Source organism: Pseudomonas sp. Marseille-Q5117, assembly GCF_946901175.1.
Classification (GTDB): domain Bacteria; phylum Pseudomonadota; class Gammaproteobacteria; order Pseudomonadales; family Pseudomonadaceae; genus Aquipseudomonas; species Aquipseudomonas iranensis.
This window is the reverse complement of sequence record NZ_CAMPPP010000001.1, coordinates 410617-428112: the sequence shown is the minus strand read 5'-3', so window position 1 is coordinate 428112 and position 17496 is coordinate 410617. Positions and strand designations below refer to the sequence as shown.

General features: G+C 49.7%; 12 protein-coding genes and 2 pseudogenes. 5 read left to right on the top strand and 9 right to left on the bottom strand.

What is annotated here, in order from left to right; all coding sequences use genetic code 11:
• Positions 1-10: 10 nt before the first annotated feature.
• The 3 genes and pseudogenes from OC605_RS01995 to OC605_RS01985 form a co-directional block, all read right to left on the bottom strand.
• Complete coding sequence (locus OC605_RS01995; RefSeq protein ID WP_262136177.1) at positions 11-3655, bottom strand: transporter substrate-binding domain-containing protein; 3645 nt, start codon at positions 3653-3655, stop codon at positions 11-13.
• Between the two features lie 8 nt (positions 3656-3663).
• Positions 3664-4290 (bottom strand): response regulator transcription factor, encoded by a 627-nt coding sequence (locus OC605_RS01990; protein WP_016770847.1) that lies wholly within the window; start codon positions 4288-4290, stop codon positions 3664-3666.
• Between the two features lie 372 nt (positions 4291-4662).
• Positions 4663-5376: pseudogene (locus tag OC605_RS01985) on the bottom strand (deoxyguanosinetriphosphate triphosphohydrolase); the annotation flags it as partial.
• Between the two features lie 375 nt (positions 5377-5751).
• On the opposite strand from OC605_RS01985, the gene OC605_RS01980 reads away from it, so the two are divergent.
• Genes OC605_RS01980 through OC605_RS01970 form a run of 3 tightly spaced genes read left to right on the top strand, consistent with a single transcriptional unit; the run spans position 5752 to position 9469 of the window.
• Positions 5752-6996, top strand: a complete 1245-nt coding sequence (locus tag OC605_RS01980; protein WP_262136176.1) for a hypothetical protein — start codon at positions 5752-5754, stop codon at positions 6994-6996.
• Entirely contained in the window at positions 6993-7517 is a 525-nt protein-coding gene (locus OC605_RS01975; protein WP_262136175.1) for a hypothetical protein, read from the top strand. The genes OC605_RS01980 and OC605_RS01975 overlap by 4 nt, the downstream gene beginning before the upstream one ends.
• Positions 7505-9469: an AAA family ATPase gene (locus tag OC605_RS01970; RefSeq protein ID WP_218425329.1), complete on the top strand. Its 1965-nt coding sequence runs from the start codon at positions 7505-7507 to the stop codon at positions 9467-9469. Before OC605_RS01975 ends, OC605_RS01970 begins: the two co-directional genes overlap by 13 nt.
• Before the next feature lie 145 nt (positions 9470-9614).
• Here the strand turns inward: OC605_RS01970 and OC605_RS01965 are convergent, their stop codons facing one another.
• Positions 9615-11303, bottom strand: a complete 1689-nt coding sequence (locus OC605_RS01965; RefSeq protein ID WP_262136174.1) for an LA2681 family HEPN domain-containing protein — start codon at positions 11301-11303, stop codon at positions 9615-9617.
• Between the two features lie 236 nt (positions 11304-11539).
• On the opposite strand from OC605_RS01965, the gene OC605_RS01960 reads away from it, so the two are divergent.
• Both OC605_RS01960 and OC605_RS01955 read left to right on the top strand, forming a co-directional pair.
• Positions 11540-12901 carry a deoxyguanosinetriphosphate triphosphohydrolase gene (locus OC605_RS01960; RefSeq protein ID WP_410055972.1) on the top strand — a complete coding sequence of 454 codons (1362 nt, stop codon included), beginning with the start codon at positions 11540-11542 and terminating at the stop codon, positions 12899-12901.
• Between the two features lie 82 nt (positions 12902-12983).
• Positions 12984-14066: a DUF4238 domain-containing protein gene (locus tag OC605_RS01955; RefSeq protein WP_218425331.1), complete on the top strand. Its 1083-nt coding sequence runs from the start codon at positions 12984-12986 to the stop codon at positions 14064-14066.
• A 283-nt stretch (positions 14067-14349) separates the two neighbouring features.
• Here the strand turns inward: OC605_RS01955 and dgt are convergent.
• From dgt to OC605_RS01930, 5 genes and pseudogenes are all read right to left on the bottom strand, one after another.
• Positions 14350-14979, bottom strand: a pseudogene (gene dgt / locus OC605_RS01950) (dGTP triphosphohydrolase); the annotation flags it as partial.
• 69 nt (positions 14980-15048) lie between these two features.
• A complete protein-coding gene (locus tag OC605_RS01945; protein ID WP_262136173.1) occupies positions 15049-16212 on the bottom strand; it encodes an EAL domain-containing protein in 1164 nt (387 codons plus the stop codon).
• Positions 16213-16331: 119 nt separating this feature from the next.
• On the bottom strand, positions 16332-16670 hold the full coding sequence (locus OC605_RS01940; protein WP_262136172.1) for a hypothetical protein: 339 nt from the start codon (positions 16668-16670) through the stop codon (positions 16332-16334).
• Positions 16667-17053 carry a phage holin family protein gene (locus tag OC605_RS01935; RefSeq protein ID WP_008079909.1) on the bottom strand — a complete coding sequence of 129 codons (387 nt, stop codon included), beginning with the start codon at positions 17051-17053 and terminating at the stop codon, positions 16667-16669. Before OC605_RS01935 ends, OC605_RS01940 begins: the two co-directional genes overlap by 4 nt.
• Before the next feature lie 2 nt (positions 17054-17055).
• On the bottom strand, positions 17056-17370 hold the full coding sequence (locus OC605_RS01930; protein WP_016770842.1) for a YqjD family protein: 315 nt from the start codon (positions 17368-17370) through the stop codon (positions 17056-17058).
• Positions 17371-17496 lie beyond the last annotated feature (126 nt).

Here is a 17496-nt window from a genome sequence, read left to right as displayed (position 1 = left end):
CCAAGCATAGTTAAGACTCGCTGACTGTGCCTTGATCGGCCAGGGTCAATTGCTGCTGCAGGGCCTGCGCCAGTTCGAGCATCGCCTGGCTGGTTGCCGCCCAGCGACGGGCAATCTCCTGTGGCGCGAGCGCTTGCTCGCAAGCGGTCTCAAGCTCATCACAACATTCAATCAGCCGCGAGGCCTGCGCGATGCGTGCTGCGCCCTTGATCTTGTGCGCAACCACCGCCAGCGCTTCGCGATCATCCTCGGGCGACAGCCTGAGCAGTTCCTCGCGGTCGAGGCGGCTGCTCTTGAGCAGTTCCACCAGCATGCGTCGGGTCTGCGCCGGGTTGTTGCCGGTCAGCAAGCTCAGACTTTGCAGGTCGAACACCGAGGCCGGTGAAGCCGGCGTGATGCCGTCGATCCACTGTCCGAGCAGGGTCAGACTCAACGGTTTGAACAGGCAGTCGTCCATGCCGGCGAGCTTGCAGCGCTGGACTTCTTCCGGCTGAGCATTGGCGGTGAAACCCAGCACGGTGCACGGCGGGCGATGGTTTTGCAGTTCAAGCTGGCGAATCCCACGGGTCATCTCGTAGCCGTTCATCAAGGGCATGTTGCAGTCGACGATCACCAGATCGAAATGATCGGCCTTCCACCGTTCGAGGCCGCTGCAGCCATCTTCGGCAATGCTGAAGCGATGACCGAGAAATTCCAGTTGCTGACACATGAGCAGACGGTTGGCCGGATGGTCGTCGACAACCAGGACATGTAACGGCGTTGTCGCAGGCTTGATCAACGGTTCGCTTTTCGGCGGATTCGCCTTTGCCGGCAGGCTGTCCAGCGGCAGCGATATGCACACCTGAGTGCCGATGCCGGGCTGGCTGCTCAACTGCAGTTGTCCGCCCATCATTTCGCACAGGTTGCGACTGATGACCAGCCCCAGTCCGGCGCCGTTTTTTGCCTGCCGACTGCCGTTTTCCGCCTGCGAGAATGGCTCGAACAAGCGCTGTTGATCTTCGGCGCTGATGCCTGAGCCGCTGTCCTGCACGGTCAGCTGCATCAATGTTCGACCAGCAGCGTCTGCCGGGATCAGGTCGAGGGTGATCCGCACGTGGCCACTGTCGGTGAACTTGATGGCATTGCTGACCAGGTTGGACAGCACCTGCTTGAAGCGCAGCGGATCCAGATGCACATCCACAGCCGGGTGCGGCGGGTTGAAGACGACTTGCAAGGCAAGGTTTTTCTGCCGCGCGAGGCCGTCGAAGATGCGTGCAACGGAGGTCACCGTGTCGACCAGATTGATCCATTCCGGGGACAGGCTCAGACGTCCCGACTCAATGCGGGCAATGTCGAGGATATCGCCGATCAGCCCGAGCAGATCCTTGGCCGAATGGTAGGCCGTGTCGATCGATGCGCGATCGGGATGTTGCGGATCGATGCGTCGCAGGGTCAGTTCGAGCATGCCGATCACGGCGTTCATCGGCGTACGGATCTCATGGCTCATGGTTGCCAGGAAGGTACTTTTGGCCCGGTTCGCCTCGTCCGCCTGTTCTTTGGCTGCACGCAGTTTTTCAAACAATTGGCGGCGTTCACTGATGTCTATCCAGCCGCCGATAATCCCTTGAACGTCACCGCTGGAGTCGCGGTAGGGAAGAATCCAGTGGTAAATCGTCAAACGGCGGCTGCCGATGTGCAGGGGCCGGTCGAGGATCAACGGAATGCCTTCGGCAATGACTCTCTGGTAATCGGCCTGGAATGCCTCGGCCTCGCATGCGTTGCTCAGGGTGCCCTGCATCACGCCTTTGCCGATGATGTCCTCGCGTCTGGCGTTGAACGCTTCGAGATAACTGTCGTTGCAACTTTGCAGCAGACCCTGGCGATCTCGCACGTAGATCGGGTGCGGCGTGCCGTTGACCAGCGAGCGCATGAACTCCAGTTGATCGTTCAGCGCTCGTTCGGCGGCCTGGCGTTGTTTGATCTGGTGGCGCATGTAGGCGTTCCAGGTCAACAACAGCAGCAGGATCAGGCCGGCGGCTGCGACCACTTGGTAGAACAGGCGCTGGTAGTTTTGCCAGATGTTCTGTGATGCCGTGGAGTAACCGCGCCAGCGGCCGTTGATCACGCCGAGCTCCTCGGGAGCGATGCTCAGCAGCGCCTTGTTGATGATCGAGGCCAGTTCGGTGTTGTCACGTGCGGTCGCCAGCGAGAAGGCTGCCTGACTGGTGCCGATCGTGGTGGTGATTTGCAGTGGCCGATCGAATATGCGCGATGAGATGAAATAGTTGGCGATCACCAGCGAGTTCACCGCACCGTCGACATGGTTGTCGGCCAGCATCGACACGGCGCTGAACGTGTCGGGGGTTTCGATCAGTTCGATGCCCGGAAAATTCTCATGCAAGTAGGCGACCAGCGGATTGCCTTGGGCGATCGCCAGACGCTTGCCTTTGAGTTGGCCCAGATTGGTCGGGCTGTCGGCGCTTTTGCGGGTCAGCAGCACGTAGGAATTTTCCAGATACGGGCGACTGAAACTCAGGTTTTTTTCACGTTCGGCGCTCGGCAGCAGGGCGGCAATCAGATCGGCTTTGTGGTTGTCGATCTGCCTGATCATTTCCGCATCGTTGCGGCTGCGCTGAACCTTGAAACGCAGGCCGGTACGCAAGCGGATCAGCTCGAGCAGGTCGGCGCTGATGCCGCGGAAATTGCCGGCGCTGTCGAAGAAGGTCAACGGTGCGTAAGCTTCATTGACCACCACGCTGACGACGGGATGCTGCTTGAGCCAGTTTTCCTCACGATCTGTCAGCTGCAGTTTTCTGTCAGTGAGCAGCAGGTCGCTGCCGGCGCTCCAGCGCTTGGCGATGTCGTCGCGCTGACTGCTCGGGATCGCTGCGAGCACCGTGTCGATGATGCCCAGCAGCTGCGGATTGCTGCGCCGCACGGCGAAGCTGAAGCCATGGGCTTCCTGCTTGCCGAAGTTGGCCATACGGACATTGTTGAGATAGCCCTTGTTGATCATGTAATGGGTGGAGAGGGTGTCGCCGAGAAACACATCGGCCTGGTCGAAGGCCACCGCGTTGATTGCGTTCTGGTAGGACGGATAGCAAGTGATCAGCGCTTTGGGATACAGCGCTTTGATCTCGGGCACCGGCAGATAGTGATACACCATGCTCAGGCGCAGGCCGGCGAGGCCTTCGGTCAACGAGCGGGTTTCGTCCTCGCGGGTTACCAGTACGGGCTGATCGACCGCATAGGGTCTGGAAAGCGCGAGGTTGGCATTGCCTGCTTCGTAGCCGTTGGCTGTGCCAAGCAGGTCGATCTGGCCATCGATCAAGGCGCGAATTGCAGCCTCGCGCGAGGGAAAGCGCTGCACGCGAATCGGCAAACCGGTGGCCTGACCGAGAATCCCTGCGTAATCGGCGGTCAGTCCCTCGTAGTCCTGGCCACTGACGGTCATGTCGAATGGCGGGTAATCAGGTGCGGAGGTACCCAGTTTCAGTTCGCTGCGAGTCTGCAGCCATTGCCGTTGTGACGGCTGCAGGACAGTTTGCACGGCCTCGGTGGCCGAGCGGCTGAGCAATGCATAGTCCGGTGAAGCGCTTGGCGCGGCGAGGGCATTGGCGCTCAGGTACAGAACAGCGCTCAAGGCAATCAGGTAGTCCTTTACACGGCTGGGCATGCGGAGTCTCACACGAGTGCGTTACGTTTGGCCATCTCGATAAGTTCTACAAGGGATCTGGCTTTGAGTTTTTGCATCAGACGCTTTTTATAAGTGCTGACGGTCTTGTTGCTCAGAAACATGCCCTTGGCTATTTCCTTGTTGGTACGTCCCTGAGCAAATAACTGCAATACCATCAGTTCGCGGTCATTGACGGATTTGAACAGTTCAAGTTCAGCGTATCGAGTGTCGTCGGCGCGCACCGGATTAAGCGCTTGACTGGGGAAATAGTTATAACCGGAAAGTACCGCTTTGATTGCGCTGACCAATTCGCTCAAGTCTTCCTGCTTGCAGACATATCCCGATGCGCCGGATTGCATGCAACGAATGCCGAACAGCGTAGGACACTGCGCCGTCAGAATCAGAATCTTGAAATTCGAACCCATGGTGTTGAAGCGGGCCAGCACTTCGAGGCCGTCCAGCTTGGGGATGCTGATATCGAGAATGACCAGGTCGGGCATGCATTCACGGACCATCTGCATGGCATCGACACCGTTATCGGTCTCGCCGACGACCTTGTAGCCTTCATGTTCCAGGAGCATTCGCACGGCGAGGCGGATGACCGGATGGTCGTCCACAATAAAAACGGAGTTCATAAATAGAGTCCCATGCAAGCATGAATAAAGCGCGCACCTTAGCTCAGATGCATGAGCACTCGCATGGACTGGTAGTGTCGCGACTACGTTATCGGATTAATCCTACGCGTAATGAGGAAAGAGACTACGTTGAAATTAGGTTCGGCGTAAGGAAGGGCGAGCAATCAATTGGCCGAAGATTGAAATGATCCGAAGGCCAATATTGATATTCAATTATTTGTCGGTGTTTAAAGTTGTGTTTAATCAGCGGTGTTTATTTGATCTGGTTAATGGGTCAAGCGTAGTTGAATCTCACCTGGTTCACAGGGGCATTCAGCAAAACTCTCATGGGGGTCAGCCGGTCAGATCAGTGACCGGCTGACCCCTCAAGACTCAGTGACTTGAACGCCCGGTCATTTCCAGTGCCATGTCACTGGCGTAACTGTCGGTCATGCCGGCGATGAAATCGATCATGCGCAGAAACGAACTGTGCAACGAACCCTGCGGATCCGGCGCATTGTTGCCAAGCAAATCGAGGATGCGCCGGCTCTTGAACGACGGCGTGCGACCGTTGTGCTGCTCCAGCGCGGCGCCGCAGAACGAATTGAGCAGGATCTCCAGCGTCGTGTACGCGCCGATCTCATGCAGGGTCTTGCGTTTGTCCTGAAAGATTTTCTTGCGCGCGATGTCCTTGGCGTTCAACACGCAGCGCTTCGCCGGCCCGTGCATGTGTTCGACCAGATCGCCGTGCAGCGTGCCGGCGAGCAGAGCATCCTGCTGTTCGACAAATGCCCGCGCCGCCGCGTTGGTCAGGTGCTCGATGGCCTTGCCGCGCAGGATCGCCAGTTTACGCCGGCGGGAATCCTGCGGGCCGAGCTGGCGATAGGTTTCCGGCAAATCGTCGCCGACCAGACCGAGCAGCAGTGACTCGACTTCGGCGTATTCGAGCAACTCCATTTCCAGACCGTCTTCGAGATCGATCAGCGCATAGCAGATGTCATCAGCGGCTTCCATCAGGTAGACCAATGGATGGCGTGCCCAGCGCTGGTCTTCGATTTGCGGCAGACCGAGTTTGTGCGCGATCTGTTCGAGCAGCGGCAGCCCGCTACGTTCAATTTGGCAACCAAATTAATAAGCTGCTATGCAATTGATTTATCAGGAATAAATTATATTTTTTGCTTGATTTACAGACTCTCGCACCGTCGGGATGGGCAGCGTTAGCGGCACGCAACCCCTCTAGCTATGAGCAGAACGGAATCGTGAGGTAACGAGGTTTTTGATGGAGATAGACAAGGGCTGGAGCATCAAGGGCAATTTGGATGGGTGTGCTCGGAAGGTTGAGGGATCGTCTGCCCAACGTCTTCAATTTACATGCCTTACGTCAGGAAAGGGTCGTGCGGATACAGGCATATGGACATCACAACCACCCTCGGTTAGGGTTCTGCCTACCGCTTGAACCTCAGTAACGGATTACACGTCGCTATGACGCAAATTATAAATCGTGATGCAGCCGATAAGACGAAAGGTTTTCGATTACAGAAGCTTCGTGCGGCAAGGCTACTGCTTGAAGCGTCGAGCGAAAACTCGCATGTGAATTTTTATTATGCTGCCATTGAGGTTGAAGAAGATGTAACAATAATAAAAACTACAGATTTCACCACTGAGCAGATAATTGAAGAAGACAAAAATTTTGATCCTGAAAGTAACTTCACCATTTTCTCAAATGCAGTGATCAATACGCTTGTAAGTTTTTTCGATATTTACATAGGTAAGTGGCAAAAAAGTTACTCAACCTTGTTTACGTTTAATTTTTACACAACAACAAATTTCGGAAAGGAGAGAAAAGATAAGCTTTCCGATGGAACCAAAATAGCACTCCCCAAGAAACCAATTCTTGAAACGCTCCAAAATAAGTCCGAAATTACCGACGAGGCAGCAAGTGTTATCAAATCCATATTGGTTGACGAATATAAAGATCAATATGAAAAAATAGAAGGTAATGGGCACCTAAAAGCACTGGAAGACATGCCTTTAGGTGACTTTAAAAGTTTCTTAAATAAGATAACTTGGCTTTCAGGACAAGAAGACGAGTCGGCTCTTCAAGAGATAGCTGAAAAGCTAATAAAAGAAAGTAATTATTATCAAATTAGCATGAGCGGGAAAGAGCAATTAATCCTTGCAAAGTTATTAGATAAGATCGATGAGAAGCAGCATTTCAAAGACTATGCCGAAAGGTTCATAAATTCTGCTGAGGTGCACCTCATCTTTAAGATGGCTGAATCTGAAATAAATGAATCGTTGCTTGATCCAATTTGGAAAGACCTTCAAGAACTGTCCTTAAAGATAAGTGATAAACGAAATCTTGAAGAGAAAATATTAGATGTTTGTCCAGCTTATCCAAAGTCGAGAATTGCGACGCTAGCAAGGAAAGCTTGTAACTCCAAGACCGAAGAGGATGCAAGCAATAAAAGTTTCTTGTCATTGAAATACAGAGTTTTTGAGGCGTGTGATGATTACTTTTTTGACCATCAAAAACTAGAGAAAGACGTTGACCAAAAATGTATTGATATGACAATAAAGATACTGCAAGAGAAAGCCGTTAGCTCTGTTGAAGAATTGAAGAAAGACTATACCTACTCCGTATCTAACAGGGAAACCATAAATAGCATAGTTCTCAATCTGATAGACTCATGTCTTGTAAGTCTTGACGAGGAGAAATCGAAATGAACGAGGCTGCTAAAAAGAATTTAATGTTCATCTCTTCGGACGATTTCTACCTTATAACTTACTCAATTATTATTATTCTTGACTGCCTTGGATGTACCAAAGGGAGAGAGTTTAAGGATTATAGGAAGCTATCTTTTATAATTGAGCTAATAAATAACAAAAGAAACATACTGATACTGGAGGCTATACCTCTAGAAAAGCTACATAAAAACGATAAAGATTTTTTGTTTCAGAGTTACACTAATGGTCTAGCAAAAAGAAGTGAAATTTTAAAAATCCTTTTCACTCTTGAAAAAAGAGGTTATGTAAGCTTGCAGCAAGGAAGCATAGAAACCTTAGTTAACATAACCTTAAAAATAGACAAGCTTCCAAAAGATTTTTTATCAAAAAAAGTATTCGGCACAGAGTACCAAAACTGTCAAAAATTCAAAGCAATAATCCAGAGAAGCACTGCACTTACTCTTGACACTTTTCTCAGCAAAATATATAGGGATAGAGGTGTAAAAATATGGGAAATTTAAGAATCCAAAAGATAGTTTACCAAGGTGCCAACTATCATTTTGAGTCCCCCATATTCGACGAGAACCTTATTCTTATAGAAGGTGATAATGGCACAGGTAAAAGCACCTTTTGTAACCTGATTTACTATGGCCTCGGCGGCAGAGTGAATGAATTCAGCCGCAAAGAGAAAAAAGAACAGCACAAAGAAATAACGAACGATAAAGATAATCGGGTTGAACTTTACATAAAAATAAATGATGAAAGCTTCAAGCTCACAAGATTCATAGAAGACAATGACATAACTATATCTTCAACATTAGAAGCAAGTGACATTCAGACAAAGTCCCTAGCACTCATACATAATGGCGATGTTGCTCCAATTATATTGCAAGTATTCCGCTCGCAAGAGTCTGAATATATATTTTCGGATTGGATTTTATCGAAGCTAAAAATATCTGTTGTAGAGCTATATCAGGGGCATCGAAATTTTAAAATAAACTTCAATGACCTAATGCGTCTTATATATCATGACCAGCAACCAGACCCGAGAGGCGTCTACAAAAAGCTGGACACTCAGAACAACTTCATGAACGACTCAGAGCTTTTGAGGAAAGCTATTTTTGAACTTTTGGTCGGTAAAACATACTCGGATTATTATGACTCTCTTTCCAGATCTAAGGCTCTGGAGAAGGAAAAAATCATCGCGGCAGGACTTCTAAAAGAATACTCACGAATCATAGAGGAGTTGTCAGGAAGCTCTGAGCCGCTAAATATTACGTTCCTACAGAAAAACCTGCAGGAAAAAGAAAATCAGTTAGAAAAACTGCATGACTCACGAAATCAATTCAAAAGCAGTAGAGACACAAAAAAGTCAACCGTAGACTTTGCACTAATCGACCTAAAAAATAAAATAACTGAAAAGCAGCTCACACTAAGCGAGTTAAATCAAACGTTAATTTCAACGATTGGAGAAAGACACAAGCTGAACTCCATAAAAGAGAGCACTCTTAGAGAGATTTCACAAATATCCAAAATAATTCATTCTCACGATCAGCTCAATTTATTTTCAGCAGACACTTGCCCATATTGCTTGGGTAAAGTTGAGCGTATAGCCGGACATTGTGTGTGTGGATCTGAAATCAGAGAAGAACAGTACCAGCGTTTTTTTTATACATCCAAAGAATACAAAGATATTTACAAGTCCAAGATAAAAACTACTCATACTATTGAGATAGCAATAACTGACTGCGAGCAAGAGCTGAGTGCCATCCAAAAAGCCATCATGCATATTGAGGCTGAACTTCCTGAGTTAATGCGAAAAATAGAAGAGCGTGTTGATAATCTCGACACGCCAATAGACCTTGATACGATAAATGATATTGATGACGAGATTTTAAATACTCGTCAGGACATAGAGACGATACGCCAACAAATGGAGGCGGAGAGTAAGAATGTTCGTCTGACAAACGATTACGAAAGGAAAAGAAGCGACCATGAAACAGCAAAATTATTGACAGACCAGCTTGAGGCCAACGCTAAGATAGACATACAAGATAAAGTCGGTAAGCTGAGTGCGATATATAATAAGTTAATGACCGACTCGCTTCCTGACTGTAATGTCGCACGAATCAGTATAGAGGATTACTTGCCAATAGTTGGTGGCGGTGAATATAGGGAGGCTAGTTCGGCCGTATCAAAAAGACTGATGTATTATCTAGCACTTATGAACTTATCTCTTTCAGAGGAAAACGTCCCTTTCCCAAGATTCCTAATTATAGATACGCCAGAAACATCAGGAATTGAGCTAGATAATCTTAAACGCTGCTTGGAAAAAATTGGAGAGCTTGAGCACTATGGAAAACCCTACCAAGTAATACTCACTACGGGTCTAAAAAAGTATCCTGACAGCTTCCTAAAATACAGAAAAATATACCTGCCGGACAAACAGCATCGATTGCTTATTAAGAATTAGTTATGGGGCAGGGGTGTGCTCTGCCTTTGAAAGCAGCCTTTTGGGTTTATTAAAACACACATCACTGAACCTTTAAGCGACGCATGCTGACATTTGGGGTTTTAGGCTAGGACTTTCAATAGTCCGCTCCATCGGGCTAGCAGAGTCAGCGGTGCGGAACCTCTCGATGGATCCGAAGAGTGTCATCGTCAGGTAGCGACTTTTCTTGGTGGTGAATGGACAAGGCTAGGTACATCATTGCCGTTTTGGACATTTTGAATAGGCCCATGATCTGCTGTTCAAGGTCTTCGATTGATATGGCTTCACCATACGACTGGAGCCGTTTTTTTTCTGTTATAAGCTCAACTAGTTTTTTGTGCTCTTCGCTATCAGCATCCAGCTCGCTCAGCTTTGTTTCGGCTGCTTTCAGGGTGTTTTCCGGGTTATAGGGTTTCTGGGATAGCTCATATCCGAACGAATCAACTATTTTCAGCGATTTATGCTCAAGAGCATTCCGTATTTTATTTACAACGTTTGCTCTTGGGTAGTTAACATCGGCTAGGAAAAGGTTAGCGTTAGGGTCTTTATTGGTAGTGCTATTTTTTTCGCCAGTATCATGAATGTCTTGGCTCAGAAAATAAAGTGCTCTCAAATATGGGTTTTTGACTTCACTCAACCAAATAGCGGGTTTCTGGTTAGAAGAAAATATGCTGTTTATGTTGACTTTGTGTTCGGGTATTTCACTGTCTGAGACTTTAAAAAATTTATAGATGAAGTAAGCGATTTTGTCTTGTATGGAGTAAAGGCAGCGAAGAGCTGTTCTGTAGTGATTGGTCTTTAAGTCGTAGAAGGTCGAATCGTAGCTTTCGACTTGTGAGGTTGTCGAATTATACATGTGCTCAGTTTCGATTGGGATTTGTAAGGCAGTATGGAATAGGTATCTAGCATATTTATAGGTGTCTTTTATCTCTTCAAAGTGAGAGTGGTATGCAAGTTCTTCACTGGGGAGTAATAAGTGATTTATTTTTCCACTAAATGAAGGCAAGTAAAGACAATCTTCGTATGCGTATTCCTCTGTGATGACATTGTTTGTGAAATTCAGGAATAGTTTATTCTTCCCCACCCAGTCAAGGTATGATTTATGCTTTCTGTTCATAAAGTTTTCTTTGTGAGTGTCTGAGTGGTCGGAATCTAGATATTTAGGGTATTGGGCTTCAAACCATTTGCAGTAATGATTGAGTCGATGATTTAGCTGCTCAAATAAGTTCTGTTCTCCCGGAGTGCTTACGCTTTCTGATAGTTTTGCTTTTTTAGAAAGTCTATATGAATGTTTGTAGAAAAAGAATCTTGAGTTTTCATCATATATGCTCTCGCTGGCTTCTATCAGGCATAGTGCCTTGGTGATGAGGCCGAAAGCATTTTTTTCATCAATAGCTAAATCATAAAATTCTAAGGCTTCAAGATGCCGATGTTGCTCGGTCAGGTAATTTGCAAGATTTATACTTATTTTTGAGCGGAGGTGTGCAGTGCTAAAGTGGGCAAGTCCTTTACTGCTTTCAAAACTATAGTATTTATCTTTTTGACTGCTCAGCTCATGCAAGGCTTTCCGTAAATAATAGATAGCTCTTTTTATGTAAGGTGAACTCCACTCGTCCGCGATTATAGCTCTGTATGCTGAGTAATATCCCGTGCCCACTGTGTAATACAGTTGAGCTGTCAAAAAATTCGTTTCACCTCTCTTTTTTTGAACTATCTGGCAGTAGTTTATGAGGTTGGTGCTTGAGGTTTCTATCAGTAAATCCATTTTTTGACTGATTTTCTCTATTTCTTGATTGTTGAGAGCTTTATCAGTCATGTGTTCCTGCCTGCGAAGGTCTTGGGTGTTTTTCGATATTCAAACTATATCCCGTCCTCAAAGCTTGGGTAAAGTGATGTGCTGGATGTAGCGTTTAATTTTTAGTATTTTGGAATGCTGGACGGGTTTGAATGGTTAGCTCTTAATCAACTGTTTAGTGCGTATCTCTTTTTTATTGCAAATATCTATGGCTGAGCTATATTTAAACGCTTTGCCTATGTGTTAAAGGTAGTGATATGGCTAGTATGAGTTGGGATAAGCTGCTGAATAATACCCGTCTTGGTGATCGGCCTCCTAAATCTGAGCTAGGCCGTTCACCTTTTCACTCAGATCATGACAAAGTGATATTCTCCGGTGCTTTCAGACGTCTTGCCAGAAAAACACAGGTTCATCCTCTGGCTACTAATGACCATGTTCACAATCGCCTCACGCATAGCTTAGAAGTGGCTTGTGTTGGGCGGACGCTGGGCGTGAGAGTAGGCCAAGAGCTTCTGAGTAAGCGGCTGATACCCGAGCAACATTCGGCTTCTGATATTGGTGATATTGTCCAAACTGCTTGCCTCGCTCACGACATTGGCAATCCTCCATTTGGTCATACTGGCGAAGAGGCAATACGTCACTGGTTCTCCAATGACGCTGGTGCAAAGCTCATTGAGCATCTTCCTCTATCAGAGGCCACTGACCTGCGTCGGTTTGAAGGCAACGCACAAGGCTTCAGGGTTCTGACGACATCTGAGTACCATCCTCATGATGGAGGCATGCGTCTGACATACGCTTCATTGGGTGCATTCATCAAATACCCATGGTTGGCTGAAGACGCGATGAATGACCTGCGGCCTGTTAAGAACAAATATGGGGTCTACAGTTCTGAGTTAGACCTCTTTAACGAGGTGGCAGATGCTACCGGCCTGCTTCAACTGGGTGAAGGCTGGCGTTGTCGTCATCCCCTTGCGAACCTGATGGAGGTCTCTGATGACTTCTGTTATGCCATTCTGGATCTTGAGGATGGTGTAGAAATGGGAATTTTGGAGTGGGATAAGGTCTTTGAGATCCTGTGTCTTGTCCTTGATGACCATCAGAAAAACCAGCTCATGAAAGACATGCAAGGCATGAAGGTAGGTCGTCGGCTCTCTTTGGTACGTGGGAAAGTCATTTCAGCTTTTGTAGATGCTGGTGCTGCTGCCTTTATGGGCAACCATGATGAGATTATGGCCGGTAAGGCTCTGGGTATCCTTGACCTGTGCGACAGAAACGTTAGGGACTGTGTAGCGTCTGCTAAAGCCCTCGCTCGAGACGAAATCTTTCAGCATCCCCGCAAGGTTGAGCTAGAGATTGGAGCCTACAGCACCATTTCTACCTTGTTGAATGTAAGCTGTACTGCCGCCTTGAATTACGTCAGAAGCGGCGGCGTAGCCGACTCCAAGACAAGGCGGGTGGTTGACCTTTTGAGTTTAGATTTAACCGCCTTGAACGGATCTAACGGTGTTTCCAGAGAGTATGGGGCAATTATGCAGGTGCTCGATTACGTTAGTGGCATGACCGACAACTATGCGATGCATTTGGCACGTCAATTCAATGGAATGGGTCTAGAGCGATAGAGCTGAGAGGCGATTCGTTTCATCGAGATTATGCAGAACGACATAATGGCTGTGACGCACTGGTATGCTAAGGAATAGGGTTATGGAAAACAACGCTGAAAACTGTGAAATGATTGACCTCACAAAGTTGAATTACAAAAAGAATCAACATTATGTGTCTAGATTTTATTTGGAGCAGTGGCTAGTCAATAAACGGTTTTTTGTGAAAAGATCGGAGTTCGATAGCTTTAAAGTTTTTGACAAACAAACGGCGAAGGAGGTAGGTACAGAAAGATACTTCTACGGCATTGAGATTGATGATGATGTCCTTGACACGCTTAAATATATGTTCGGTGAGCAGTCTCTATGCAGTAAGGTTCTTGAAAAGCACTTGCAGAATTTGACTCTGCTGAAGCTAATGGATGATGTGATAAACAAAGAAATTGGCATCGTTAATCGCGATGAAGCTTTACTTGAAAACGTAAAGTCTGCCTTCAAGCATATGACTCTTCACCACCTTGAAGATAATTATGAAAGAATTGAGACTGCAATATCGGCCGAAATTAAAAAATTTGCTAATTCAGATTTTGATGAGTCTTGGTATAAACCTACTCGCAAAACCGCTACGTTTATCTTTGTGCTATTTGGGACGCAACTATTTAGAACAAAAGAGAAGATGATTGAGCTTCGGAGCCTTATCCCGAAGATTCATATTGATCGAAACGGCCTCAAAAAAACTCTAACCGAAGAACAAAAAGACTCTGTGTTGAAGGTTATGGCTTTCTTTCATGCACTAGAATTTTCAGCTTCGCTTGAGAAATCCGGTTGCACATTAACTATCACTAGAAACCATACGGACTTAGGTTATCTGACATCTGATTCACCTTCTCTCATACACATGAACCCTCCGCCAGAACTTGATTTATTGGCCTACGGTGCTATTCCTCTCTCGCCTAGGGTTATGGCTCATATCCATTTTCCAAAAGTGAAAGGGAACACAAATGTTTTGACAGTTCATGACGTTCACGATGTTGATCAGATTCTCCTTGCTAACAAGGTAATCATCAGTAACCCTCATAGCCAACTCTATGCTAGTAAACTGGCTGATTTTGTTAGGTCAGGCGTCGATATTGGTGATTACGTCGAGCCCGCTGAAAAGGCTGACAGGAGGAATCAGAGTCGATAATTTAAACATTTCGAATGTTGGTTTTGTTAAGGAGTTTTATTGTGAGCGTACAAAGTTTTATTGATAGGAGTAGAGTTCTCCATGAAACTCTCGAACAAGTTGGTTGGTTCGATGCTGATACAGTGGTTCAGCTTGGTTCACGGCATCGGTGGTAAAGTAGGTCCTAGCAAAACCCTTCTTATTCTTTTTTTGAAAGCTAAAGCGGCTAGATATTTCCAGATAGTTGCACTTATAGCTTTTTAGCTGTTGCTTTTCAAGAAATGTCATTTTTGGCTGCAAGGCCTAAGTACAGCTCGCTCTGATAGCAGCCGAACTTGTGTTTCTTGTAGCCGAGGGAGTCGGCGTGGCGCGCGGTCCACGGGTACTTCAGATAGGTGCCCAGCGTCGCGTAGGTCAGGCGCGTGCCGCCGTCGAACTGGTGATATTCCAGCTGCGTCAGCACGCGAAAGCCTTGAGCATTGCCTTCGAAATTGAGGAAATCACCACGCTCGGCCTCGCTCATGCCGTCCAGCCAGCCACGCCCGGCGGCTTGTTGAAACCAGTGGCGAATCGCGTCTTCGCCGGAATGGCCGAACGGCGGATTGCCGATGTCATGCGCCAGGCAAGCCGATTGCACGACCATGCCGAGGTCGGCCGGGTCGCACCAGTCTGGCAGCGCGCTGCGCAAGGTTTCACCGACACGCATGCCCAGCGAGCGGCCGACGCAACTGACTTCCAGCGAGTGGGTCAGGCGGGTATGAATGTGATCGTTGCTGGTGACCGGGTGCACTTGGGTCTTGCGCCCGAGGCGGCGAAAGGCACCGGAGAAAATGATGCGGTCATGGTCTTTGTGAAAAGGGCTGCGGCCGAGTTCTTGCGGGCTGTGCAGCGGCTTGCCGAGGCGTTCGCGGTTGAGCAGGGTAGGCCAATCCAAGGCTGATTCTCTCCGTCTGGTGACTGATCGCCCTAGCTTCCCGGTTCGGCTGCGCGCCTGCAAGCGGAACTACAGACCCGCCGCATCGATATCGATCAGCAACAGCCGTTCGCCGTTATCGAAAAACTGCCCCGCAGTCAGGCAGTACTGGTTGCTGGTGGCATCGCGATAGGTGTTCGACAGGGTCAGGCGGCGTTCTTCCCAGCCTTCGGCCAGCAGATGATAGAAGTACGGTCGCCACGACCAGTTGTGCCCCAGATAGCGGTCATCGGCGAACCAGCCGTCATGCCGCCATTCGAGGTTGGGCGTCAGTTGCGTGCCGTGGCGGTCGCACTGATAAAAGCGCAGCAGCCAGGGAAACGCCTGCAATTGCGGCAATGCACTGAGCGGGGCGCGGGCCTGCGCCCATTGCTGCAGAATCGCCATCAGCTCGCCGAGTTGCTGACGCATCTGCATCAGCCTTCCGCGCTCGCTGAGTTTCTGCTTCACGTAGCGTTGCCGCAATTGCGCGAAATGCGCGACGAAAGCATCCGTAGCGAAGAACTCTTCCTGCGCCCGGGCGAAGAGAAAACCCTGCACGTAGCGCGAACCGCATTCCAGAGCAAAATTCAGCTGCGCTTCGGTTTCGACGCCTTCGGCGATGATCCAGCAGCCGGTTTTCTCGGCCATTTGCGCGAGAGCCTTGACCACATCGCTGCTCGGTCCGCCGAGGGCAGCAGCCTGAAACAGGCGCATGTCGAGCTTGAGAATGTCCGGTTGCAGGGCCAGCACCCGATCCAGCTGCGAATAGCCGGCGCCGAAATCGTCGATGGCGATTCTTGCCCCTGCGTCACGGTAGCGCCCGACCACGTGGGCAAGGCGTTCGCTGTTACCGCCCAGTTCGGTGATTTCGAAAACGATGCGCTGCGGATCAACCTCGTGTCGTGCCAATTGCTTGAGGCTTGGCAGCGCTTGATCGGCGCGCAGGCGACTGATCCAGCGTGGCGACATGTTCAGGCTGAGAAACCACTCCGCCGGCGCTTCATGCAGGCGGCTGAGGGCGTGGTCACGGACCTGCCGATCGAGACGGCGCAAAGCGGTGGCCGGGGTCCGTGGGTCGGCGAACAATGGCCCGACCGAGGTCAGTTGACCATCGCTCTGGCGCAAGCGACCTAATGCCTCGACGCCTGCGATGCGGCCGGTGGCGGTATCGATGAAAGGCTGAAAACAGGCGAGCGGTTGCCCGTCGATCACGGCAAGTCCTTAATCTTGTTTTTGGTTTGGCCGCGCTTGCCGGATAGGCACGCGGGATGAATCTCCCGATAAGGAGATTCATCCCGGCGCTATTGCAAGAATGTAGCCAGATGGGCGCTTCAGCGTTTGCCCGAGCTGTGCATGACCAGTCTGATCAGCGGCCCAAGCGTCGTGCCCAGACGCAGCAGTCGCGTCAAACCGCCACCACTGCTGCGCTTCGAGCCTTTGCCGGTGAGGAAACCCAGCAGCGTCACCGCCGCCACGCCCCACAACGGCGCGTGCTTGATGCCGAAACCATCCTGCACGTTCTGCTTCATGCCACGCATGCGCTGCAACGGTTGCAACACTTGCGCGGTCTCGTGGCGGATTTCCTGACGATGCATTTCCATGCGCAGGCGGATCAGCGCCTTGCGCATTTCCCGGCGTGAGCTGTTTTGCGGAAGTTCAGGCAGGCTCATGGCAGCAGACGCTCCCGGTCGTTGGCCAGCTCTTCGAGCGTGCCGTGGAAAGGCGAGGACTCATCGAAAATCGCCGCTTTGAGACGCAGGCCGCAGAAGATCGACGCCAGTGTATAAAACACGCACAGGCCGATGATCGCTGCCAGGCGGTAGGTGTCCCAGAAGATGATCATCACCAGCGTCGACAGACCCACCAGCAACAACAGGGCAAACACCAGTGCCAGGCCAGCGAACAGCAGCAGGCTGACGGTGCGTGATTTCTGTTCCTGCAATTCGATGCCGAACAGCTCGACATGACTGTGCAGCAGGCCCAGAACGGCAGCGCCGAGGCGACGCGTGGAGGAGGCGGTGCCCGCAGTCGGGCCGGATTCACCGATCGACATGATCAGCGCCGAGTTGCCAGCAGGCCGATCAGAAAGCCGACGCCGGCAGCGATGCCCACCGACTGCCATGGGTTGGCCGATACATAGTCTTCAGTAGCGGTGACCGCCGCCTGACCGCGTTCGCGCAGGGTGTCTTCAGTCACTTTCAGGGTTTCCCGGGCACGCAGCAGGCTGTCGTGGATCTGGGCACGCAGCTCATCGGCCTGATCGCCAGCGAGGGTCTTGGTGTGCTCGAGCAGGCGTTCGGTGTCGGCAACCAGAGTCTGGAAGTCGTTCATCAGGATTTCTTGAGCAGTCTTTGCCTTGATGCTGGCCATGGGTGGATCTCCGTAGGTGGCTTTGAAGCGTTCGAGTATGAGCCTTGCGCGAAGGTTCAGTGCAAATGCCTGGTACAACTTTTGCTGTGTCGTGGTGCGTCGCTCGGCGTAGGTGCGCTGTTGCCG